This window comes from Pseudarthrobacter sp. PH31-O2 (assembly GCF_030063265.1).
GTDB lineage: Bacteria > Actinomycetota > Actinomycetes > Actinomycetales > Micrococcaceae > Arthrobacter.
In genome coordinates this window covers 205004-228313 of the sequence record NZ_JASIST010000005.1, presented here as the reverse complement: position 1 = coordinate 228313, position 23310 = coordinate 205004, and the positions used below count along the sequence as shown (strand labels likewise).

The 23310-nt window shown below is 67.4% G+C and carries 20 protein-coding genes and 1 tRNA gene; 10 read left to right on the top strand and 11 right to left on the bottom strand.

Annotated elements, in window-relative coordinates; all coding sequences use genetic code 11:
* Nucleotides 1-16: 16 nt before the first annotated feature.
* Complete coding sequence (gene upp, locus QMG72_RS10195; RefSeq protein WP_226773684.1) at nt 17-652, bottom strand: uracil phosphoribosyltransferase; 636 nt, start codon at nt 650-652, stop codon at nt 17-19.
* 12 nt (nt 653-664) lie between these two features.
* Nucleotides 665-1507, bottom strand: a complete 843-nt coding sequence (locus QMG72_RS10190; RefSeq protein WP_396021225.1) for a phosphatase PAP2 family protein — start codon at nt 1505-1507, stop codon at nt 665-667.
* 71 nt (nt 1508-1578) lie between these two features.
* Between QMG72_RS10190 and QMG72_RS10185 the strand changes: the two genes are divergently transcribed.
* Nucleotides 1579-2082, top strand: a complete 504-nt coding sequence (locus QMG72_RS10185) for a nucleoside deaminase (RefSeq protein WP_226773685.1) — start codon at nt 1579-1581, stop codon at nt 2080-2082.
* Between the two features lie 33 nt (nt 2083-2115).
* On the opposite strand, the gene QMG72_RS10180 is transcribed toward QMG72_RS10185, so the two are convergent.
* Nucleotides 2116-3378, bottom strand: coding sequence for a DNA glycosylase AlkZ-like family protein (locus QMG72_RS10180; RefSeq protein ID WP_226773686.1), 1263 nt, complete (start codon nt 3376-3378; stop codon nt 2116-2118).
* 621 nt (nt 3379-3999) lie between these two features.
* On the opposite strand from QMG72_RS10180, the gene QMG72_RS10175 reads away from it, so the two are divergent.
* Nucleotides 4000-4317, top strand: coding sequence for a hypothetical protein (locus QMG72_RS10175; RefSeq protein WP_283480403.1), 318 nt, complete (start codon nt 4000-4002; stop codon nt 4315-4317).
* Nucleotides 4318-4827: 510 nt separating this feature from the next.
* Here QMG72_RS10175 and QMG72_RS10170 read toward each other — a convergent pair.
* Nucleotides 4828-5262 carry a 6-pyruvoyl trahydropterin synthase family protein gene (locus tag QMG72_RS10170; protein ID WP_283480402.1) on the bottom strand — a complete coding sequence of 145 codons (435 nt, stop codon included), beginning with the start codon at nt 5260-5262 and terminating at the stop codon, nt 4828-4830.
* Nucleotides 5263-5306: 44 nt separating this feature from the next.
* Nucleotides 5307-6317, bottom strand: coding sequence for a zinc-dependent alcohol dehydrogenase (locus QMG72_RS10165; protein WP_283480401.1), 1011 nt, complete (start codon nt 6315-6317; stop codon nt 5307-5309).
* 151 nt (nt 6318-6468) lie between these two features.
* Here QMG72_RS10165 and QMG72_RS10160 point away from each other — a divergent pair.
* Nucleotides 6469-6556 (top strand) — tRNA-Ser (locus QMG72_RS10160).
* A gap of 211 nt (nt 6557-6767) precedes the next feature.
* Here the strand turns inward: QMG72_RS10160 and QMG72_RS10155 are convergent.
* From QMG72_RS10155 to QMG72_RS10145, 4 genes are all read right to left on the bottom strand, one after another.
* Complete coding sequence (locus QMG72_RS10155) at nt 6768-6998, bottom strand: hypothetical protein (protein ID WP_226773690.1); 231 nt, start codon at nt 6996-6998, stop codon at nt 6768-6770.
* Nucleotides 6998-7327, bottom strand: a complete 330-nt coding sequence (locus QMG72_RS17840; protein WP_354156613.1) for an ATP-binding cassette domain-containing protein — start codon at nt 7325-7327, stop codon at nt 6998-7000. Before QMG72_RS17840 ends, QMG72_RS10155 begins: the two co-directional genes overlap by 1 nt.
* A gap of 4 nt (nt 7328-7331) precedes the next feature.
* A complete protein-coding gene (locus tag QMG72_RS10150) occupies nt 7332-7529 on the bottom strand; it encodes a hypothetical protein (protein ID WP_283480400.1) in 198 nt (65 codons plus the stop codon).
* A gap of 934 nt (nt 7530-8463) precedes the next feature.
* The gene (locus QMG72_RS10145) at nt 8464-8667 is read right to left on the bottom strand and encodes a hypothetical protein (RefSeq protein WP_226773694.1); all 204 of its coding nucleotides are present in this window, start codon (nt 8665-8667) and stop codon (nt 8464-8466) included.
* A 136-nt stretch (nt 8668-8803) separates the two neighbouring features.
* On the opposite strand from QMG72_RS10145, the gene QMG72_RS10140 reads away from it, so the two are divergent.
* From QMG72_RS10140 to QMG72_RS10120, 5 genes are all read left to right on the top strand, one after another.
* The gene (locus QMG72_RS10140) at nt 8804-9622 is read left to right on the top strand and encodes a pyruvate, water dikinase regulatory protein (protein ID WP_283480399.1); all 819 of its coding nucleotides are present in this window, start codon (nt 8804-8806) and stop codon (nt 9620-9622) included.
* Nucleotides 9623-9771: 149 nt separating this feature from the next.
* Nucleotides 9772-12171 carry a phosphoenolpyruvate synthase gene (gene ppsA / locus QMG72_RS10135; RefSeq protein WP_283480398.1) on the top strand — a complete coding sequence of 800 codons (2400 nt, stop codon included), beginning with the start codon at nt 9772-9774 and terminating at the stop codon, nt 12169-12171.
* Nucleotides 12172-12785: 614 nt separating this feature from the next.
* The gene (locus tag QMG72_RS10130) at nt 12786-13430 is read left to right on the top strand and encodes a hypothetical protein (RefSeq protein ID WP_283480397.1); all 645 of its coding nucleotides are present in this window, start codon (nt 12786-12788) and stop codon (nt 13428-13430) included.
* A 198-nt stretch (nt 13431-13628) separates the two neighbouring features.
* Nucleotides 13629-14336, top strand: a complete 708-nt coding sequence (locus QMG72_RS10125) for a YcnI family copper-binding membrane protein (protein ID WP_502913743.1) — start codon at nt 13629-13631, stop codon at nt 14334-14336.
* A 102-nt stretch (nt 14337-14438) separates the two neighbouring features.
* Nucleotides 14439-15086: a DUF4232 domain-containing protein gene (locus QMG72_RS10120; RefSeq protein ID WP_283480395.1), complete on the top strand. Its 648-nt coding sequence runs from the start codon at nt 14439-14441 to the stop codon at nt 15084-15086.
* A gap of 40 nt (nt 15087-15126) precedes the next feature.
* Here QMG72_RS10120 and QMG72_RS10115 read toward each other — a convergent pair whose 3' ends face one another.
* Nucleotides 15127-16467: an alpha-amylase family glycosyl hydrolase gene (locus QMG72_RS10115; RefSeq protein WP_253031296.1), complete on the bottom strand. Its 1341-nt coding sequence runs from the start codon at nt 16465-16467 to the stop codon at nt 15127-15129.
* Between the two features lie 384 nt (nt 16468-16851).
* On the opposite strand from QMG72_RS10115, the gene QMG72_RS10110 reads away from it, so the two are divergent.
* Nucleotides 16852-21801: an ATP-dependent helicase gene (locus QMG72_RS10110; protein WP_283480394.1), complete on the top strand. Its 4950-nt coding sequence runs from the start codon at nt 16852-16854 to the stop codon at nt 21799-21801.
* Entirely contained in the window at nt 21794-22657 is an 864-nt protein-coding gene (locus tag QMG72_RS10105; RefSeq protein ID WP_283480393.1) for a DNA-formamidopyrimidine glycosylase family protein, read from the top strand. Before QMG72_RS10110 ends, QMG72_RS10105 begins: the two co-directional genes overlap by 8 nt.
* Here the strand turns inward: QMG72_RS10105 and yczE are convergent, their stop codons facing one another.
* Nucleotides 22658-23296 carry a membrane protein YczE gene (gene yczE / locus QMG72_RS10100; protein WP_283480392.1) on the bottom strand — a complete coding sequence of 213 codons (639 nt, stop codon included), beginning with the start codon at nt 23294-23296 and terminating at the stop codon, nt 22658-22660.
* Between the last annotated feature and the right edge of the window lie 14 nt (nt 23297-23310).

Below are 23310 nucleotides of genomic sequence, written 5' to 3'. Positions count from 1 at the left end.
GCTGCCGGGCGCTGGCTCAGCCGGCCACACCGTAGAGACGGTCGCCGGCGTCGCCCAGACCCGGGACGATATAGGACTTCTCGTTGAGCTTCTCGTCGATCGAAGCAAGCACGATCGTGACGTTGGCGTCAGCCAGCTCTTCTTCCAGCTTCGCCAGGCCTTCCGGCGCGGCCAGCAGGCAGATGCAGGTGACATCGGAGGCGCCGCGTTTGAAGAGGAACTTGATGGCCTCGCGCAACGTCCCGCCGGTGGCAAGCATGGGGTCCAGGACGAAGATCTGCCGGTCCGTGAGGTCCTCGGGGAGGCGCTCGGCGTACGTGATGATGTCCAGGGTTTCTTCGTCGCGGGCCATGCCCAGGAAACCGACCTCAGCGGTGGGGACCAGCTTGGTCATGCCCTCGAGCATGCCGAGGCCGGCTCGCAGGATGGGGACAACCAACGGAGTCGGTTTGGTGAAGGCGGTGCCAACTGTGGTGCTGACCGGCGTCTCGATGGTCACCGGTTGGGTGCGGACATCGCGGGTGGCCTCATACGCCAGGAGCGTGACGAGCTCCTCGGTGAGCTGGCGGAAGACCGGGGACGGGGTGTTTTTGTCCCGCAGAACGGTGAGTTTATGGGCGACCAGCGGGTGGTCCACAACGAAAGTGCGCATGGGTCAAAACTATCACCCGGCGGATGGGGTCCTGCCCGTGGGACCGGGGGCGCCGGCGTCGCGCTCCTCACCCGCAGTGCTGCCGCCGGTGGCGTCGGCGTTAAGGTGGACCTCGTTGTCAAACGTCGGGGCTGGACCGGCCTGTTCGCGGTGCCGCAGGACGTGGAAGAGCCGGTGGGCCAGGATCACTATCCCGACCCATGCCAGGCCCAGAATCCAGCCGAAGATTACATCGGTCATCCAGTGGTGGCCCAGATAGACCCGGCTCATTCCCATCGCGAAGATGAAGACCGCGCCGGCCGCTATCAGGCCCACCCGGGCGATGGTGCGTGTGATCTGCAGGCATGCGAGGTACACCACCAGGCCGATCACCACAGTGGTATTGAGCGTGTGGCCGCTGGGGAACGACGGCGATGACTCATAAGGCGGCACGGCGTCGGTGTGGTCCGGGCGGGTCCGGCCGATCAGTTTCTTGCCGATGGCGGTTGCCGTCACAGAGACCGCGGCGGCGCCTCCGATCAGGATCAGCGGCCGCCAGGTCCGGCTGGCCCAGATGAGCGCCGCCGTAAGCAGGCTGGCCAGGATGGGCATCCCGATCCCGCCGCCGATATTGGTGAATCCCGTGACGAACGAGTCGAGGGCGGGACTGCGCAACTGTTCCATCATCCCGAGGGTGGGCTTGTCCAGGTTGGCCAGGCCGGCGTCGTCCACCACGTTGTCGTAGACCTCGGCGCTTAGCAGGGCCAGGACCAGCACCACCACACCGCCGATCAGCATCGTGGCCCACAGCGCCGCGTAGGGCACCACCCATTTACCCCAACGGCGGGTCAACCAGCGCTCTGTCCCGGTCTTCACGGTTTCTCCCGAATGTCGTGCCGGGCAGCCGGGCTGCACAGCTTGCTTACTGTCGAAACTATCATTGAGCCATGACTTCCCCGCACCCCCGCCATGCCGATTGGATGGGCCTGGCCCTTGAGGACGCTCGTGCCGCACTGGCCACTGCGGACGTACCGATCGGCGCCGTTGTCATCGGTCCGGACGGTACGGTGCTCGGCCGCGGCCGCAATGAACGCGAGGCCCTCGGGGACCCGACGGCGCACGCCGAGATGGTAGCCATCCGGGCGGCTGCCGCGCGGCTGCAGGAGCCTGATTCGCGGGGCCGGAACGGCGGGGACGGCTGGCGTTTGGCGGACTGCACCCTGGTGGTGACCCTGGAGCCTTGCGCCATGTGTGCCGGGGCCGTGGTGTTGGCCCGGATTCCGCGCGTGGTATTCGGAGCGTGGGACGAGAAGGCCGGGGCCGCCGGCTCCGTCTTCGACATCCTCCGCGAGCGCCGGCTCAACCACTGGGTGGAAGTGTATGGCGGGATAAGGGAGTCCGAAAGTGCGGCGCTGCTGCGGGATTTTTTTGCCGGGCACCGCGGCAGCTAAGCCCGGCCGGGTCCTCTTCACCGCTTCCGCACACTAGCTGGAGCCGGTTGCGGCTGCCGCCAGGCCGTCGATGCGCTTTTGCCGGGTGGCCGGCGAGTCGAGGCTGAAGGCGCGAAAGTCGCCCAAGTCCGCACGGATCCACTCCTGAACTTCGGCGATCCGCCGGATCACGGCAGCCGTAGGCCGGTGGAACAGCCACGGCACGATCCGTTCCTTCCCGGGATCGTACTGCCAGAGTCCGATGATCCGGCCTCGGTCGAAAATCGGGTGATCCGGAAGGTCCGCCTGAAGGGCAAGCGAACCCCTTGTTATCAGGTGCCGGTCCTCCTCGGCCAGCATTTCCGCCGCGTTGCGCCGCAAGAGCGTCAGTGAGTCGGTTCCGGCGAGCAGCTGGATCTGCTCGCCGGCTGGCTCCTCGAAGGCCGCGAGACGCCCGACGTCCGCGGGCAGCATCCACAGCGCCTCGCCGGCGGCAGTGGCTACTTCCGCCGCGCCCGCTGCCGCAAGCGCCGCCTTGCTCTGGGCCACTGTAAAAGCCGTGAACCATTGTGACTGCTTGAACGTGGCCCCTCCGGTCCAGCCGAGGTAGCGACGGATCAGTTCGGTGCGGGCTTCGTCATCGTCGATCTGGCCCGGCGGCAAATTCCACAGGTCATAGGCGTAGCGCTGCTGGTCCAGTCGTCCGTTGGCCGGAACCCGGCGAATCCGCCCCTGCGACTGCAGGATTCCCAGGGCTGTGGGCAGCGTGGTGGCGGCGCCCTTCTTTTTGCCTTCCTCGCCGAGGTTCCGCACCGAATCGCCCAACTCCTCCTTGAGCTGCCGGGGGTCCATCGGGGCTGCTGCCTCGGCCAGGGTATGGAGCACCTGCTCCTCCAGCAGTGTGATTTCGCCGCGGTCCACGCCGAGCCTGCCGAGCACCTTGACCGCGGAGTCGGCCGCATCCCGGCCGAGCCGCAGCGCCCACGCAAAGTCGTCCCGGCCCATAACGTAGGTGCAGCCGCGCGCAGCCGGGAGTTCCAGGATCCGGCGCGCCAGGACATCGGCGTCCGCCTGTTCGCGGCGGATTCCAGCCCGGGCAAAGAGTGCGAGGTAGGGGTTGGCGCCACCCACGGAGCGGGCCCATCCGGCCCGGGCGAACACCTGCTCCGCGGTACAGCCGGTCAACGAGCCGTCCAGTCCCTGCTTGTGCCAGGCCCACGCGCGCAGCCGCTCCCGGGTGAGGGTCCCGGCCGGCGGCGTGTTCGCCGGGGGTGGCTGCGTAGAAAGTGGCTGCGAAGTAAGTGGCTCGGGGGTCATGGGGTCATTGTCCCCCTGCCGATGCGGCAGGGGAATCTTCCACGGCAGGCATTTTCCGGCGGTCCGGCCGTCGGCGGCCCGGCCGGACGGTCCGGTTTCAGCATTTCACCCGGACCGGCCCCTGGCATCCCAGCCGGGCCGACCGTTCCCCTCAAGAAACCTGAAGATGTACAACATCCCCGGTAAAACCCCCTCGCCGGGGTTGACAAGGAGCAGGCTGCCAGACAGTGTCAAGCATGGTTATTCCATTTATTGGATAAAACAAGGGAGATCCATGAAAAAGAAGGCTCGCGCCGCTTTGGCCCTCATAACGGCCTGCGGTTTGGCACCGATCGGGGTTGTAGCCTCTTCGGCCCCCGCCAGTGCCGCCAACTTGGGGCACTGCTCATCATTGACCCTCGACAGGGTCTCGTACTTCCCAAACCATGATTACGTGGTTGGCTCCTGCGTTCCCCCCAAGAAGGGCCCGGGCGCTCGACTTATGCTTCGCGTCGAATGCCACGTGACCGGCTGGAGGAACGTGTACGTCACGCTCAACTATGGGGCGTCGTTCCGCGTCGACTCCGGGTGTGGAGGATGGGGCGCCCGCCAGGTTACCTACAGTCCGACCTAAGGAACAACTTGATGAAAAAACTTCGTACACTCACGGCCTCCCTCGGGACCGCGGCCCTCAGCGCAATGTTCCTTATTGGTGCACCGGCACCAGCAATGGCCGGCGTTGGTGGATGCTCATCGCTGGCCGCCGACGGGCAATACATCGTGGGCAGCTGCACCGCCAACAACCCCGGCCCCAACGCAACGATCACCGTGGCTCATTCTTGCTTCGGCCTAAAAAACGGCGCAAGCATCCGCAAGACGATCACCGTGGGCTACGGATCATCCTTTAGGGTGAAATCTTCGTGCTGGACCTGGGTCACACAACTGGATCGCGTGGGGTAACGTCCAGGCCAACAAAAACGAGGTGGCACTGCCCGCGTCGGACACTCGACGCTCGCCTGCCGTGTGCGGCAGGCGAGCGAATAGTAGTTTCCAAAACCAATTGATCGACACGATGGAGATTGAAATTGAAACGTAAACTGATCGCTTTCCTGGCTGCCCCTGCGGCGGCCGCGGCGGTATTTATTGGTGGAGCGCTGCCAGCACAAGCGGCCACGCCCCGGGTGTCTTATTACTCATCCCTTTCCCAGTGTTCCCAGGCTGCCGACTACTTCAGTCAGCGCGGCACAATCGTGCAGTTTTGTACCGCCGATGTCTACATAAACGGGAAGCCGTCCAGGTGGCGATTGATGTACAACCTGTAGGAACCGGGTCACCCGGCACATTGGCGTTGAACCAGCCTGCGATGATCACAAAGTACGCGGGCGGTTAGCCTCGTAAGCCTGAATCACGCAGCTGCGGATTGGCCGCCAGGAACCCGGAGCGGGGCAGGCACGCCGGAGGCAGGGAGCGTTAAGCTGCACCCTGCTTTCGGTCGTCGCCGGCATCCGGGCCAGCCTCGAAGTCGAGCGTGTAGCTGGCCCACGCGTCGGGGGTTTCGCGCAAGGTAACGTCCAGCCCGGCGAGCTCTCGCCCGTCCGCGCCGGTGCAGATCCTGGCCGCTACGGCGTCGGCTATGTACTGGGCCAGGGCCTCGGTGGTGCTGAGCCTGCCGGCAAAATCAGGGTGCTCGTCAAGGTTCTTGTAGTTCAGGCCGTCAAGGATGGAATCCAGCACGGTGCCCGCCTCGCCAATATCCACAACGATCGAGTCACCGTTCAGGGCGCGACGGCGGAAGGTCACTTCCGTGACGAAAGTGGCGCCGTGCATCCCCTGGGCGGGCCCGAAGGCAGGGCGCGGGAGGCTGTGGGCGATCATAAAGTTGCGGCGGACGGTCAGGCTGAACACGGATTTACCTCGTGGCTTCTGTGGGGGCTGGCTGTACGGATTTGCTACGCACTCGCCGGGTATTCAATAACATGGCAGAGCGCGTCCAGTACGCCGTCGGAGAGCTGCTGGACGACGTCGGGCAGCTGCGCGAGCGGGGACGAGCCGGTGAGGAACACCTCGAAGGCGGGATCGCTCAGCAGAGCGACGGCGAGCCGCAGCCGGTCGGCGTTGGTGCGGCGGTGCCGGCGCGCGCGGGCCACAACGCCCACCTGGCTGGCGCGGATGGACAGCCTGCGGGCGTGGAAATCTTCGCCCAGCGGGACGCTAACTTTACGGTCGGCGTACCAGGACATTTCGATGACGTCGCCGTCGTCGCCCGCGAGCTGCAGGGCTCGCCCGAGGCCCGCTTCCGAAGCGGAGCAGTGGATAACGATGTCGCAGTCGCCCAGGGCATCGTCCGGGTGGCTGAACTCCACGCCGAGCGTCTCGGCGAACGCCCGCTTGGCCGGGTCGACGTCGATCAGCTGCAGCCGTCCGAGCGGGAAGGAGCCCAGGAGCTTGGCCACCATGCCGCCGACGAGGCCGGCGCCGATGACGGCGACGCGGTCACCCAGGCGGGGACCGGCCTCCCAGATCCCGTTGATCGCGGTCTCGACGGTGCCGGTCAGCACGGCGCGGCGGGCCGGCACGTCCGCCGGAACCACGGTGAGTGACTCCACCGGGACGATGTACAGGTCCTGGTGCGGGTACAGGCAGAATACCGTTTTGCCCGCCCAGTCCGCAGGGCCCGCCTCAACGACGCCGACGGAGAGGTAGCCGAACTTCACCGGGGACGGGAAGGAGCCTTCCTGGTTAGGGGCGGCCATTTCCTCCGCCACGCACTCCGGCACGCGGGCGTTGTGGACCACCAGCTCGGTGCCCTTGCTGATGCCGGAGTAGAGGCTCCGCACCAGCGCCTCGCCGGGCCCGGGGGCCGGCAGGTCCTCGCGCCGGAGCTCGCCCTTTTCCAGGCCGACCGTCCAGTAAGCGGTGGCGGTTCTCTGCTGCGGTGGTTGCTCGTCTGAATTGCTCATCCTGCTGACGAATCTAGTCCCCTACCCATGCGCGGGGAAGCCCGGGCCATCCCGGGCGCGCCGCCGCCAGCGGTCCCCGGGGCGCCGCTGGGTGATCTGCCGGGGTGCCGTTTTGTGCATCAGCGCTTGGCTCCGGTAACCTATTCAGGTTGGTGACGTGTCCGAGCGGCCGAAGGTGCAACACTCGAAATGTTGTTTGGTGAAAGCCAACGTGGGTTCAAATCCCACCGTCACCGCCAATGAGAAAGGCCCTGCTTCCCTTGTAAACAAAGGGAAGCAGGGCCTTTTGCTTTGACCTGGATGGACTCATCGGCAAAGACCTGGCAATACTGGCGTCCTTGCCGCTAGGACGTTTCCGCCGCCGGACGACCCGTACCTGCAATCGGGCCGAGGACTCGATCTGCGCGCAATCGGCTTCGTTCTGGGCGGCTTGAAACAGCCAGCCGGCTATCACCGGTTGCCGCGGCCAGCTCCAGTCCGGAGCGCGCGTTCGAGCAGGACCAGCCGGGCGGCCCAGAACACGAACAGGAAAGCACCAGCTGCCAGGAGCAAAGCGTCAGGCCAGCTGAAGCCCCGCTCCAGCAGCCGGAACCATGCCGGGCCGGCAACCGTCGTCGAAACGAAGATCCCCAGCCACCCTGCCAGCCGCGTGCCATAGCGTTCGGTTGGCGTCTTCTCCATCAGTCCCCCTGCATGATTGAAGTACGATGCCGCCCTTGCGGGCTGTCGACGACACGATGCCTAGCCCATCGATCTCGTCCAGTGTTGCCACAATGGCCGCACAGGACTGCGGTGAGCCGGCCTGGGTCTCGCCGCGCCAAAACACCTGCTGCAGTCGGATTCATCAGTCCACAGAGAATCTTCAGGAGGGTCGACTTCCCGGCCCCGTTCGGACCGAGCAGACCGACACACTCGCCCCGGCCAATACCGAAGGTCACTCCTGCGATGCCTGTTTTCTGTCCATACCTCTTTTCCAGGCCTGTCACTGAAACGATTGGTTGCGCGGCCATAGGATTAGCTCCGCTCCCGCAGGAGTCCGATGAAAACCCCGAGCACAACCAGCAGGATCAGGCCGACAGCCAACGTAATGCCCAGGAGGACGGGCTGGGTGCCAGTCGCGGCCAGCATCGCGGTCAGGCCGCCCAGCGTGGCTACGAGGGCACCAAGTACGGCGATAAGGGGGATGGTTGCCTTGCCTTGCGTCATTCGCATCGTCGCTCTTTTCTGCAATTTGATGTCGTGGAAATGCCTGTGGGGGCGGAAATAAGACTTCCACCCCCACAGGGACAATCATTTCTAGGTGATGGCTACGCCGATGCCGATCCCACCGTAAACAAGACCGCCGCCAACAACTGCGCCTACGCCTACTCCGGCAACCCCTTCGCCCCATCCGGGCGCGTCGATCTCTTCAGGCTGCTCAATCTGAGCGAGTCGGTTCTCCACAGTCCTTAACTCCCCTCAGAAGTAGCAGGATGCAATTGTCCATTCGCTGGACAAAAAGAGAATATAACAGACCGAACGTGAAGCCTTGCCGCAGCAGGGCCGACACTCCTCATGTGACTTGCAGTTCACCGGGGAGCATGAAGTAATCCTGACGCCAACGGAGTGGGAGCTGCCGAAACTTGGAAGGCGCGAGGATTCCGGCCTAGCCCGGGCCCCGGAATGATGCCGCTGCCATGGGCATCCGGCCGTAGAAACCCCAACCGGTTCAGCCTTCAGCGAAACTACGCACTGCGCGGCTCAGCCCAGCCGCGATCGTGGGGAATGTCGCGGAATCGGCGGTACGGCCCGGTGCCGCCGTCGAGAATTGCGTAGGTGTCCGCGCGGGTCGCGAACGACAAAACCGAACTTCTCGACCTTATTGCCACGGTTGCGAAGATCGCCGACGGAGGGGAGCTCTGATGGGCCACGGATCTGAACGCTGGCGTTGCGGCGCCGTTGGCCGCACACGCGCAGCAGCTGCTCTGCATCCCCGGACGGGTCGCACACCATGCGGCCGCGACCTATCTCGGAACTGGCAAAACCGACGCGAAGCCTCCAACCGGCTTGTGCTGCGGCTCAGGATCAGATCAGCGCTGACCCGCAGCTGCCCACTGCCCGTCGAACGGATCTGATGTGAGCCCGGGATCCTTGCTGGCGCCCACGCCTAGCCCGCCGGGTGCGCGACGTCTTCCAGCACCGTCCGGTCGAAGAAGCGGATTTCGCCGGTTTCGGGGAAATACACGGGAACAACAGAAGTGCTGGGGTCCTTCGAAGTTTCGTAGATTTCGGGGGCACCGCCGTGCCTGCGGGCAATGGTTCCGACCAGGTCCGTACCGCGGACCTTGACGGTCCGGTATTTGTAGCTCATGCGGGCTCCTTAGGTGAGGTGGGACACAGCCTACTCCCCGCCGTCGGGCCGGCACGGGCCGAGCCGGCCGGCGCCGGCGACACCGTCGGGTGCGTCGCGGAAGAATACCCGGCCCGCACTGGGGCACAATGCGTCTATGACCAATGACGCTCCACGCCCGGTCTACTTTCTTTCGGACAGTACGGGCATCACCGCAGAAACGCTCGGCAACACCCTGCTGACTCAATTCCCCGAGAACCTTTTTGACCGCATCACGGTCCCGTTCATCACCACTGTCGACCAGGCCAGGGCCGTCGTCAAAGTCATCGACAACCTAGCCTCCACCGGACTGCAGCCAATCGTCTTCTCCACCGCCGTCGGCAGCGACATCCGCCAGGCTCTGGGCACCTGCAACGGGATCATCGTGGACCTCATCGGCACGCACGTCGGGCAGCTGGAGCGGGCCCTCGGAAGCGAAGCCAGCGGCGAACCGGGCCGGGCCCACGGCCTGGGCAACGCCGCCCGCTACCAGTCCCGGATGGCCGCCGTCGAATACGCAATGGAGCACGACGACGGGCAGAGCCTGCGTGCGCTCGAGAAAGCCCAAGTGATCCTGGTGGCGCCGTCGCGCTGCGGCAAGACCCCCACCACCATGTACCTGGCGCTGCAGCACGGCATCTTCGCCGCCAATTTCCCGCTGGTGGACGAGGATTTTGAACGCGAAGGCCTCCCCAAACCGCTGCGTCCCTTCGTGTCGAAGTGCTTCGGCCTCACCACCAACCCGCTCCGGCTGAGCCAGGTCCGCACCGAACGCCGCCGCGGCTCGCCCTACGCGTCGCTGCGGCAGTGCGGCTTCGAGCTGCGCAGCGCCGAGCGGCTGTATGTCTCGCACGGGATCCCCTACCTGAATTCGGCCAGCGTGTCCGTCGAGGAAATGGCCGCCACCATCCTCCAGAGAATGAACCTTAAACACTAGGCCGTCGATTCACCAGTGTTGCGTGGGCCACATCAGCTGGAACCACCGGCGCGGACCTGTCACTGTGGACAGGAATTGCGCCATCAACTGGCTGCCGCCCAAAGCGGGCCGCGGCACCGATTGCCACCATCTGCAAAGGAGCAGCAACCATGACGACAGACATCCTGTGGTTCTCAGAACTCGGCCTCAAAGATCTGGACCGGGTGGGCGGCAAAAACGCCTCCCTCGGCGAGATGGTGCAGAACCTGACCTCCGCCGGCGTCCAGGTGCCTGACGGATTCGCTACGACGGCAGATGCCTACCGCAGCTTCCTGGCCGGCTCCGGCCTGGACCAGAGGATTGCCGACCGGCTCGTCGGCCTGGATACCGATGACGTGACGGCGTTGGCGGCCGCGGGCCAGGAAATCCGGACCCTGATGCGCGAGACGCCCTTCCTGCCGGACTTTGAAGCCCAGATCCGCGCCGCATACCAGGCGCTTGTGGAAAAGCACGGCGGCTCCGACGACCTTTCCTGGGCGGTCCGCTCCAGCGCGACGGCGGAAGATCTTCCGGATGCCTCCTTCGCCGGGCAGCAGGAGACGTTCCTGAACGTCCGGGGCATCGAGAACATCCTGGTGGCCATCAGGGATGTCTTCGCGTCCCTCTATAACGACCGGGCCATCGCCTACCGGGTGCACCACAAGTTCGAGCACGCCGAAGTGGCGCTCTCGGCCGGCATCCAGCGGATGGTGCGTTCCGACGTCGGCGCTTCCGGCGTGATGTTCACGATGGACACCGAATCCGGGTTCGAGGACGCTGTCTTCGTCACCTCCTCCTACGGCCTCGGCGAGGCCGTCGTCCAGGGGGCCGTCAACCCGGACGAGTTCTACGTGTACAAGCCCGCCCTCGAGGCAGGGCGCCCGGCCATCCTCAAGCGCGGCCTGGGTGAGAAGGCCCTCCAGATGACGTACACAAGCAACCGCGAAATCGGGCACACCATTGACTTCGTTCCGGTGGAGGCGTCCCTGCGGAACCGCTTCAGCCTTGACGACGACGACGTCGAACAGCTCGCCCGGCACGCAGTCGCGATCGAGAACCACTACGGACGGCCGATGGACATCGAATGGGGCAAGGACGGGATCGACGGCGGCCTGTACATCCTGCAGGCACGCCCGGAGACCGTGCAGTCCCGGCGCACCTCCGGCAGCCTGAGCCGATTCCGGCTGAACGGCTCCGGCCGGGTGCTGGTCGAGGGCCGCGCCATCGGCCAGCGCATCGGGGCCGGCCGCGTCCGGATCCTCACCGCGATTGACCAGATGGCGGCGTTCAAGACCGGCGACGTCCTTGTCGCGGATATGACCGACCCGGACTGGGAACCGATCATGAAGCGCGCCTCCGCCATCGTGACCAACCGCGGCGGACGTACCTGCCATGCGGCCATCATCGCCCGGGAACTGGGGATTCCCGCCGTCGTCGGCACCGGTGGCGCCACCGACGCCCTCTCCGACGGGCTCGAGGTGACTGTTTCCTGCGCCGACGGCGAAACCGGTGTCATCTACGAGGGACTCCTGGACTTCAGCGTCGAGGAAACTGAAATCACCCAGCTGCCGGAGGCCCCGGTCAAGGTCATGATGAACGTCGGCACCCCCGAGCAGGCGTTTACGTTCGCGCAGCTGCCCAACCACGGGGTGGGCCTGGCCCGGCTGGAATTCATCATCAACCGCCAGATCGGCATCCACCCGAAGGCACTGCTGAACATGGCCGACCAGCCCGCGGACGTGCTGGCGGAAATCAAGGAGCGGATCGCCGCCTATGGCAGCCCGCGCGAGTACTACATCAAGCGCCTCGCCGAGGGTGTGGCGACCATCGCTGCGGCCTTCGCACCGGAACCGGTGATTGTGCGGATGTCCGACTTCAAGTCCAACGAGTACGCGAATCTCCTCGGCGGACCGGCCTACGAGCCGCACGAGGAGAACCCGATGATCGGGTTCCGCGGCGCCTCGCGGTACCTGGAGCCGTCCTTCCGGGACTGCTTCGACCTGGAGTGCGAGGCCCTGTCCTTTGTCCGGAACGAGATGGGCCTGACCAACGTGAAGTTGATGATCCCGTTCGTGCGCACCGTCGATGAGGCCAGCGGCGTGATCGACCTGCTCGCAGAGAACGGCTTGCGCCGCGGCGAAAACGGCCTGGAAGTCATCATGATGTGCGAAATTCCGTCCAACGCGCTGCTGGCCGATGAGTTCCTGGACTACTTTGACGGCTTCTCCATCGGCTCCAACGACATGACCCAGCTGGCACTGGGCCTGGACCGGGATTCCGCGATCGTCGCCGGCAGCTTCGATGAGCGCAACCCCGCCGTGAAAAAGCTGCTCAGCATGGCGATCAAGGCCTGCAAGTCGCGCGGGAAGTACGTCGGCATCTGCGGCCAGGGCCCGAGCGACCACCCGGACTTCGCCGAATGGCTGGTCGAAGAAGGCATCGATTCCGTCTCGCTGAACCCCGACACCGTTGTGGACACCTGGCTCCGGCTCGCCGGAGCCGCCGCAACGTCGCCGGCCGCGGCGAGCTAAGGTTCTTGCGCCAGGGCCGCGGGATGGGGTTTCGCGCCTCCCCCGCGGCCACTCGGAGTCATGACCGACCAGCAGAAGACCTGGCACGCGAAACACCAAGCCGCACCCACTCAGGGCCAGCGCGCCGGCGACACCGAGGGCCTCGAGGGCCTCGAGGGCCTCGAGGGCCTCGAGGGCCTCGACCCAGGCGGCGCACAGCATCGCCGGCGCTGGGCACCGGCGCTGGACGCTTGCACAAGACGGAACCGGCGTCACCGTCAATTGGTCCATTGAACGGTGGCAGCCACCCGGGGTTAGCTTGGAATCATCACCGTTCCGCACCAATGACGTTCAGGACACCTCGTGACTTTGCAGCAAGATCGGGCCAGCGGCGCCCCCCGGCTTTGGACCGACGTACCACCCGGAGGCCGGCTCAAAGACTTGGCGGTTGACGAATTGTGCCCTGACGACTGCCACTTCTGCTCAGGACCCGAAACGGACTGACGCCAGCCGGTTCCCGGTCGCCCAGCGCTTTTCGCAGCCCGGTAGAATCCGCCGGTAGAATCGGGGGACAACCCGCAGCCGGCAACGCCCGCGGGAGCAACCATGGCCGCCGCTGGTGAAGGGAGTGTTCTGTGCGCACAGCCGCCCGGGCACCATTCCACGCCCTGCGTTCCGCCATGGTGGCGCTCACCATCCTGTCCCTGGCTGCGGGCGCGCACACGCTGGCCGGCGGACAACTGCCGGTCTCCGGCATCCTGCTGGCCCTCCTGGCCCTGACCGGGCTGGCCGCCACCACCGCGACGCGGCTCAAACTGAACCTGCCGGCACTGGCCGGGCTGTTGGGTGCCGGACAGTTGCTGCTGCACGAGGCCTTCACGGCTTTGAGCCCCCAGGCCTTGGGCGGATCTGCGTCCGGGCCGGCCGGCCCCGCCGCGCCGCACCATCTTGCGGCGATCCCGCACTTCCTCGGCCCTGAGCTGCAGACTGCCTCCAGCGGCACGGCGGCCGAGGCCCCGTTCGTTTCGCTCCTGATGTTGGCCGGCCATGCGCTGGCGACTCTGCTCTGCGCCGTCCTGCTCGCCCGCGGTGAAGACGCCCTGTGGTCCCTCGCGGCCTGGCTGCGTCCCCTGCTCCGGCTCCCCGCGCCCGTAGCGCCCGACGTCGTTGCGGTTCCGGCTGTTACCGGCTGGCCCGCGGAGTGCGCACCGCTGCCGTGGCGGAACCTTCGGCGCGATAGCGGCCGCGGACCCCCCGCCGCCGTCGTTGTATTTTACTGACTCCTTTCCCGGCCGCGGCCGCGACCGGCCTCCACCTGCGGGTCCGGATCATAAGCAGCGCCGCGCCACCCCCATTTTTTGCGCCTGCCGCTGTGCTGCGCGCAGGCCTGAAAGGCAACCCCTGTGAAGACCTCCTCCACCTCCGCCATCCGCCGCACCCTCTCCGGAACGGCCGTGGCCGGCGGAACCGCCGCGCTGATGCTTGCCGGCATCTCCGGCGCTTCCGCGCACGTCGGAGTCACCCCGGACACGACCGGCGCCAACTCCTACGCCTTGCTGACCTTTGGGATCCCGCACGGCTGCGACGCATCCGGCACCACCAAAGTCACCATCACCCTCCCCGCCGAACTCAACGACGCCCAACCCACGGTCAATCCCAATTGGACGGCCGCCAAAGTCACCGAACAGCTGGCCGAGCCGAAAAAGCTCGCAGACGGCTCCTCCATCACCAAACGCACCAGCCAGATCGTCTACACCGCCAAAGCCCCGCTGGATCCGGCCTTTCGCGATGCCCTGGTGCTTTCGGTCAAACTGCCCGACGCTGCGGGCAAGACCCTGTACTTCCCGACGCTGCAGAACTGCGAGGTCGGCCAGACGGACTGGTCGCAGCTCCCCGCCGAGGGGCAGGACCCGCACGCGCTCAAGGCGCCGGCGCCGTCCGTGACGGTCACGGCGGCCGCTGCGGCCGACGGGCACAGCGGCCATGCCGCCAGCACCTCCGACGCCGCGCCGGAGACGGTACAGGCCGCCGCGGTGAACGACGACGGAGCCCAGGCCCGCAGCTGGGCTGGACTGGTGGCAGGCGTCGGCGGGCTCGCCCTCGGCGGACTCGCCTTGGCCCGCAGCCGAAGCAACACCCCGGCGCCGGTTCGCACCCCGGCGCCCGCTTCCGTGGCCAAGGAGTAGCTGACCCACGATTGATGCCCGGAAATCACAATCCGGGCATCAATCGGACAGCGCTGCCGTGGCGTCGTTGACTCAGGCAACATCGGGCGTGAAGGTGGTGCCATGACGGCTCAGCGAATCAACACCAGACTGGTATTTACGACGGCAGCGGCCGCGGCGGCACTCCTCCTCGCCGGCTGCGGCACCGGAACACCGCAGTCCCAAACGTCCAGCACTCCGGCGTCCTCCCCGGAAACCTCCGCCAGCCAGTCGGCCGGGGCGGCAGCTACCGCCCCCGCCCCCTCGGCCTCGGCCCCGGCCACGGCACCGGCACCTTCCACCCCCGCGGGCCCGGGCTTGTGCAAGGCCGCCGGCCTGACCGCCACGACCGATGCCACCGGCGGCGGCGCGGCCGGCAGCGTCTACATGCAGCTGATCCTGACGAATTCCGGCACCGAACCGTGCCGGCTGGTGGGCTTCGCCGGCGTCTCGCTCACCGCCGACGCGAACGGTGCCCCGATCGGCGCCCCAGCGGCGCGGGACGAGTCCACGCCCTCCGCCGAAGTGCTGCTCGCACCGGGACAGGCCGGAACCGCCACCCTGCGCTACACGCAGGCCCGCAACTACTCGGACTGCACCCTCGTTCACGCGGCGGGCTTTCGGGTCTACCCGCCCGAGGACACCGCGTCCTTGTTTATCGCCGAACCACATGACGCCTGCAGCAACGCCGGCATCAACGTGCTGACCATCGGGGCGTTCACCGGCAAGTAGCCCCACCGCACCGCGTGACTCCCAGCAGCCGGTGCTGCGCCTAGTCGGTGTCGCCGAGAACGGCCCAGCCGTAACCGTCCAGGGTAAGAGTGCCGCGGTCCGGATGCTTCCCGCCCCGCCCCGCCAGTAACGCGGCGGCCGAGGCGGGCACGGACACTTCCACGGGAGCGCCCGAGAGGTTCAGGGCTACCGTGAGCGAACCGCCGTCTCCGCTGGCCTCATAGACGAGGTGTTCGTTGCTGATTGTGAGTACCCTGGTGCGCGCGGAGTGCAGCCACGCGTGCCGGCGTCGGAGGCTGATCAGTTCCTGGTGCAGGTGGTAGACCGGCCAGCCAAGCCCGGCGAGCTCTGCCGGGGTGCCCGGGAAGGCCGGCCGGACCGCGTCGTCTCCTCCAGCCCGGTCCTCCTTAACACCGCGAAAGGCCTGCTCGTCGCCGTAATAGATCGACGGTGTGCCGCCCACTGTGAGGAGCACCGCCAGTGCCAGCGGCAACTGCTCCGGATCCGTCAGCCGGCTCGCCAGCCGGGTGACGTCGTGATTGCCCACAAACGTCAACGGGGTAAAGGTCGCCAGGAAGCCGTTGTGCCGCTCCAGCGCAGCGGCCAGTTCGTAGAAGTTGCCGTCATTCAGCGAACTCCACACGGCCTTCCAGAGTTCGTATTGGGTGACGGCATCGAGGGTACTTGCCTGCACTTCACGGGCATAGTCGCCGTGGATATATTCACCCACGAAGTACGCGTCCGGATAGTCACTGCGCACCTGCGCCAGGACCGGTTTCCAGAACGACGGCGGCACGGCATACGCCGCGTCCAGCCGCCAACCGTCCGCTCCGCGCCCCAACCAATGCTTCATAACGTCCGCGACGAACTCGGCAACCTGGGGTTCCTCGTGGTTCAGCGCGACCAGGTGATGGTGGCCTTCGAAGTCCTTGTAGCCCGGCTCGACGCCGGGGGCCCAGCCGGCTTCGGGCCAGTCCAGCCGGAACCAGGAACCGGTGGGTGCTGCCGGACCGTCGGCAAGAACCTGCCGGAACGGCCCGAAGCTGCGCCCGGTGTGGTTGAAGACGCCGTCGAGCAGGACCTTCAAACCGCGGGCGTGGGCCTGGGCAACCAGTTCGTCGAAGTCGTTGTCGTCGCCCAGCCGCGGATCGATGCGGTAATAGTCAGTCGTGTCGTAGCCGTGCGATTCGGAGGCGAAGACCGGGCCGAGGGCCAGCCCGGAAGCCCCCAGCTCCACTGCGTAATCCAGCCAGGCGTGCAACCGGTCCAGGCGGTGGACCACCGGTTCCGCGGCTGTGCCTGCTGCTGCGTCGGCGCCGGTGAAACCCAGCGGATAAACCTGCCACCAGATTGCGTGCTGTACCCAGGTCGGCTCACTCATCAGGCATACCCTCTCTGTCAGTGCGGTGGAATCGACCGCGGGGCCAATCGGCCCTAAAGTCTTTCCGAAGTATCCGGCAGTTGCTCCGTGAACAGGCTAGGCCTGCGCAGCACGTCGCCGCGGCCACCACCAAGATTGCAGCAAGAAGGACGAGTATTAGCTCGATCAGGATACCTTCTGGGCCCTTGCGGCATTCGTCGGTGACGATATTGTCGGAGGCCTCACGGCGCACGGGAGCCGCCTGGTTCACGAATTACGTGAGCAGGCCGCGGCCGCAGGCATCCACGAGGTTTTCGTCCCGGCCTCAGCCTGCTGAGCATCGCGGTCGCTGAGGCGATGCCGGGGCCGCCCGTGACTGTCGGTGCCGTAGGGCATGATGGAGGAATGAAGGGGCAGGAGCTCGCTGGCGGCACACTCGCGGCGGAGGCCATGGACCGGTTCAGCCGGCCAACCCGGGACTGGTTCCTGGGCGCCTTCACCGCGCCCACACCCGCCCAGGAAGGGGCCTGGAACGCGATTTCCTCCGGCGCGCATGCCCTCGTCGTCGCCCCCACCGGTTCCGGCAAAACACTCGCAGCCTTTCTCTGGGCCCTCGACCGCCTGCTCATCGCGGCCCCCGCTGAGCCCGAGGGGCTGCCCGGCCTTGACGCTGCCAAAGGCGCCCGCCGAAAGACGCCCAAACGCAAAACCCGGGTGCTCTACATCTCGCCGCTCAAGGCGCTCGGCGTCGACGTCGAACGCAACCTGCGGGCACCGTTGATCGGCATCACCCAGACCGCCAAACGCCTTAACCTGCCCGCACCGCTGATCACCGTGGGCGTCCGGTCAGGTGACACCCCGGCCTCGGAGCGCCGCTCGCTGCTGGGCAACCCCCCGGACATCCTCATCACCACCCCCGAATCCCTCTTCCTGATGCTCACGTCCAAGGCTCGGGAGACCCTCAGCGAGGTGGACACCATCATCGTCGACGAGGTCCACGCCGTCGCGGGCACCAAACGCGGTGCCCACTTGGCAGTGTCCCTGGAACGCCTCGACGCGTTGCTCCCAAAACCCGCCCAGCGGATCGGGCTCTCGGCCACCGTGGAACCCAAGGAGTTGGTGGCACAGTTCCTCGCTGGCTCCGCCCCGGTGGAAATTGTCGCTCCGCCGTCGAAGAAGACCTGGGACTTGACGGTCTCCGTCCCGGTGGAAGACATGTCCGACTTGCAGGGCGCTGCCGGCGCGTTCGACTCCGGGCCTGCATCCGGGCTGCAGCCCCAGGCATCGATCTGGCCGCATGTGGAGGAGAAGATAGTGGACCTGGTGCTGGCCAACCAGTCCACCATTGTGTTCGCCAATTCCCGCCGGCTCGCCGAACGCCTCACGGCCCGGCTCAACGAGATCCACGCCGAGCGGCAACTGATGGCCGCCGGCGGTGGCGGCTGGGACGGTGCCGCCGTCGGGACGCCCGCTTCCACCGCGACGCCGGCGCACATGATGGCCCAGGCCGGCAGCACCGCCGGCGCCGATCCGGTCCTGGCCCGCGCCCACCACGGCTCGGTCTCCAAGGACCAGCGGGCCCTGATCGAAGACGACCTGAAATCCGGCCGGCTGCGCTGCGTTGTTGCCACGTCCTCCCTTGAACTGGGCATCGACATGGGGGCAGTTGACCTCGTGGTGCAAGTTGAGTCCCCGCCGTCCGTGGCCAGCGGGCTCCAGCGGGTGGGCCGCGCCGGTCATCAGGTCGGGGAAATCTCCCAGGGTGTGCTCTTCCCCAAGCACCGTGCAGATCTGGTGCACACCACCATCACGGTGGAGCGGATGCTGGCCGGCAAAATCGAACGCCTCTACGTCCCCGCGAATCCGCTGGACATCCTGGCCCAGCAGACCGTCGCGGCCACGGCACTGGAGCCCATCGAAGTGGAGGAATGGTTCTCCACGGTCCGCCGGTCGGCGCCGTTCGCCTCGCTCCCCCGCTCCGCCTTCGAGGCCACACTGGACCTGCTCGCCGGCCGGTATCCCTCGGACGAGTTCGCGGAACTGCGGCCCCGGATTATCTGGGACCGCAATGCCGGCACCATCGAGGGCCGGCCCGGAGCCCAGCGGCTGGCTGTCACCTCCGGCGGCACCATTCCGGACCGCGGGCTTTTTGGCGTCTACATCATCGGCACGGAAGTCGAAGGCTCCGGCTCCCCGGGTTCCGCGAGCGGCGACGGCAGGGCGGCCAGCCCGGCCGCCGCCGCAGCCAAGGGTGGCCGCCGGGTCGGCGAACTCGACGAGGAAATGGTGTACGAGTCCCGGGTCGGTGACGTGTTCGCCCTGGGCGCCACCAGCTGGAAGATCGAGGAGATCACCCATGACCGGGTCCTGGTCTCCCCCGCCTTCGGCCAGCCCGGGAAGCTCCCTTTCTGGAAGGGCGACTCCCTCGGCCGGCCGGTGGACCTCGGCCGCGCCCTGGGCGCGTTTGTCCGCGAACTGTCCGCGTCCGACGTCGGACCGGCCACGGAACGCTGCAAGGCCAGCGGCCTGGACGATTTCGCCGCCAACAACCTCATCCAGTACCTCGCCGAGCAAAAGCTGGCCACCGACGTGGTCCCCAGCGACACCACGCTCGTGGTGGAGCGCTTCCACGACGAACTCGGCGACTGGCGGGTGGTACTGCACAGCCCGTTCGGCATGCCGGTGCACGCGCCGTGGGCCCTCGCCGTCGGGCAGCGGCTGCACCAGCGTTACGGGATGGACGGCTCCGCGATGGCCGCCGATGACGGCATCGTACTGCGTGTGCCCATGATGGACGACGAGCCCCCCGGTGCGGAGCTCTTCCTCTTTGACCCGGAGGAACTTGAACAGATCGTGACGGCGGAGGTCGGCGGCAGTGCCCTGTTCGCGTCCCGGTTCCGTGAGTGCGCCGCCCGGGCGCTGCTCCTGCCCCGGCAGAACCCGGGCAAGCGGCAACCCCTGTGGCAGCAGCGGCAACGCTCCGCCCAACTGCTGGACGTTGCGCGGAAATACCCCACCTTCCCGATCGTCCTCGAGACGGTCCGGGAATGCCTCCAGGACGTCTACGACCTCCCGGCACTCAAGGACATCGCCGCCTCCATTGAGCGGCGCGAGCTGCGGATCCTGCAAACCACTACCCAGCAGCCCTCCCCCTTCGCCAAGTCCCTGCTGTTCGGCTACGTCGCGCAGTTCCTTTACGAAGGCGATTCCCCGCTGGCCGAGCGCCGGGCTGCCGCGCTGGCGCTGGATTCGACCCTGCTCAACGAACTCCTGGGCCGGGTCGAGCTGCGTGAACTGCTCGACTCCAAGGTCATTGACGACACGGAGCAAGAACTGCAGCGCCTCGCCCCGGACCGGAAGGTCCGCGGGCTGGAGGGGGTTGCGGACCTGCTCCGGCTGCTGGGCCCGCTGACCGCGGGGGAAGTCGCCGCCCGCCTGGAAGCCGCGGCAGGGCTTGAAGGATCGGTTGCCGAGCCGGTGGCCGACGCTGTTGAGGCTCCGGTTGCCGATGCCACCGCACACCTTGTGGCGCTCCAACGCGCCAACCGCGCCATCAAGGTCAACGTCGGCGGTACCGAGCGGTACGCCGCGGTGGAGGATGCCGCCCGGCTGCGCGACGCCATCGGCGTGCCGTTGCCGATGGGCGTGCCGCTGGCCTTCATCGAGCCGGTCGCTGACCCGTTGGGCGACCTCGTCTCCCGCTTCGCCCGTACCCACGGGCCGTTCACCTCCGCCGAGGCCGCCGCCCGGCTGGGACTCGGAGTCGCCGTCGTCGCTACGGCGCTGAAGCGGCTTGCCGCGGACGGACGGGTAGTGGAAGGCGAATTCCGCCCGCACGCCGCACCACCGGCGGCACCGGCGCAGGAGGCCGACGGCGGGACGCAGGCAACCACGGCCCCGTCGCTGGCCGGGGTCAGTGAATGGTGCGACGCCGAAGTCCTGCGCCGGCTCCGCCGCCGCTCGCTCGCCGCACTCCGCGCCGAAGTCGAGCCGGTGGACGCCGCCGCCTACGGCCGCTTCCTGCCCGCCTGGCAGAACGTCCGCGTCCCGGGCAAGCGCGGGCAGTCGGCGCTGCGCGGACTGGACGGGATCATCACCGCAGTCGACCAACTCTCCGGCGTGCCCATCCCGGCCTCAGCCTGGGAACCCCTGATCCTCGCCAGCCGGGTGGCCGACTACCAGCCCGCGATGCTCGATGAGCTTATGGCGGCCGGCGAAGTCCTCTGGTCCGGAGCAGGAGCGCTCCCCGGCAACGACGGCTGGGTCAGCCTCCACCTGGCCGATTCGGCAGAACTGACCCTCAACCCGGCCATCGACTTCGAGCCCGGGGACGCGCAGCAGCGGCTGCTGGACTACCTGCGCAACAACGGCGGCGGCTACTTCTTCCGGCAGCTCACAGACGTAGCCGGCGGCATGGACACGGTGCTCAGCGACCAGGACGTCGTCTCCGCACTCTGGGACCTGGCCTGGGCGGGCCGGATCACGGGCGACACCTTTGCCCCGGTCCGGGCGATGATTGCCGGCGGCCACACCGCGCACCGGCAGGTCGCCCGCGCCCCACGGGCCCGGGCCCCCAGGCTGAGCCGGCTGGGGCGCTCCCACGGCACCGGGTTGCTCGGCTCCCCGGGGCTGACCGGCGGCCGTTACGGCTCCGCCAGCGGCGCTGCCCCCACTCCCCCGCTGGCCGCCGGCCGCTGGTCCGCCCTCCCAGCCCCCGAACTGGACGCCACTATCCACGCCCGGGCCACCGCTGAACTCCTGCTGGACCGGTACGGCGTCGTCACCCGCGGCTCGGTCATGGCGGAGAACATCCTGGGCGGCTTTGGCCTGATGTATAAGGTCCTGGCGCGGCTGGAGGAAGCCGGCCGCTGCCGGCGGGGTTACTTTATCGAGCACCTCGGTGCGGCGCAGTTCGCCGTTCCAGCGACCGTGGACCGGCTGCGTTCATACGCCGAGGACACCCAGCTGCACAAAGCCGAGCCGGTGGCGTTGGCCCTGGCCGCGACGGACCCGGCCAATCCCTACGGCGCCGCGCTGCCGTGGCCCGCGCTCAACGTCGAAGCTGGAACCGGCCACCGCCCGGGCCGGAAGGCCGGCGCCCTGGTGGTCCTGGTGGACGGCGCCCTGGCGCTGTATGTGGAACGCGGCGGCAAGACCCTGCTGGCCTTCAGTGCGGACACTGAGGTTCTGGCTGCGGCCGGCGCGGCCCTGGTCAGCGTGGTGACCCGCGGAGCGGTGGACAAACTGATTATGGAAAAGGTCAACGGCCACGGCATCCTCGACACTCCCATCGCGGCCGCCCTGGCCCACGCCGGGGCGTACTCCACACCCAAGGGACTGAGGATCCGTGCCTGAGGGCGATTCGGTCTTCCGCGCTGCCGCGCAGCTTCAGGCCGCACTGGCCGGACAACAGCTGATCTCCTCCGACTTCCGGGTACCGCGGTTCGCCACCCTCAAACTGGGCGGCTGGACCGTAACCGAGGTGGTGCCAAGGGGCAAGCACCTGCTGATGCGGCTGGAGGCCCCGGCGCGGCCACACGGCGCCGGCCCGGCCGGACCGGAGCGGCTAACGATCCATTCCCATCTCAAAATGGAGGGGACTTGGCAGGTCTACCCTCCGGGCGGGCGCTGGCGCAAGCCGGCATTCACCGCGCGTTGTGTGTTGCGCACCGCCGCGGCGGACGTTGTTGGATTCTCGCTCGGAATCCTCGAGGTGGTCCGCAGCTCTGAGGAAGCCGCCGTCGTCGGCCACCTTGGCCCGGATCTGCTCGGTCCTGACTGGGACATGGCCGAGGCGGAGCGGCGGATCAGTGCAGCGCCGGACGTCCCGATCGGCGTCGCCCTCCTGGACCAGCGGAACCTTGCCGGGATCGGCAACATCTACCGCTGTGAGGCCTGCTTCCTCTCCGGCGTTCACCCGGCGGCACCCGTCTCGGCCGTGCCTGACATTGCGGCCCTCATCACCGACGCAAAGCGCCTACTGGAGGCCAACCTGGGCCCTGGTCGACGAACCACCGTCCTGAACCGGCGCGGCGCCACCGTGGGCCGAACCGCCGGGCTGCCCGGCTACTGGGTCTACCGGCGCGAGCACCAGCCATGCTTGAAGTGCCGGACTCCGCTGCGGCGGGGGGTCCTGGCTACGGCCACCGGTGCCGAGGAGCGCGACATCTACTTCTGTCCCTCGTGCCAGCCGCTGCCGATCCCCGGATAGCTACGCCCGGGATGCGGGGGGCACCGCCCCGGCGGCCACCATCGGCGGGCCCGGCACCGTCAACTCCGGCACGGTGAACCGGGGCAGCAGCAGTTGAACCAGCGGACCGATAGCCAGGGCGTAGAGCACGGTCCCGATGCCGACGGAACCGCCGAGCAGCCAGCCCGCGGCCAGAACCACGATTTCAATTCCGGTCCGGGATGTCCGCACCGACCATCCGGTCCGCCGGGCGAGGCCGGTCATCAAGCCGTCGCGGGCGCCGGGACCGAAGCGGGCACCGATATAGCAGGCCGAGGCGATGCCGTTGAGCAGCACGGCGCCGGCAAGCATTCCGGCCTGCCCGCCCAGGTGGCTGATCTGCGGGATCAACGCCAGCCCGACGTCCGCGAAGACGCCCACCAGCACGGCGTTGCACAGCGTGCCGATGCCCGGCCACTGCCGGAGTGGAATCCACAGGAGCAGCACCAGAAAGCTGACAATGATGACCACTGTGCCAATGCTCAGCCCGGTCTTGAGGGCCAGGCCCTGGTGGAACACGTCCCAGGGGTCCAAGCCAAGGCCGGCGCGGATGAACATGGCCAAGGATACGCCGTACATGGCGAGGCCGATTAGGAGCTGGAGGATCCTGCGCGTCATCATGGAACCATCCTCCC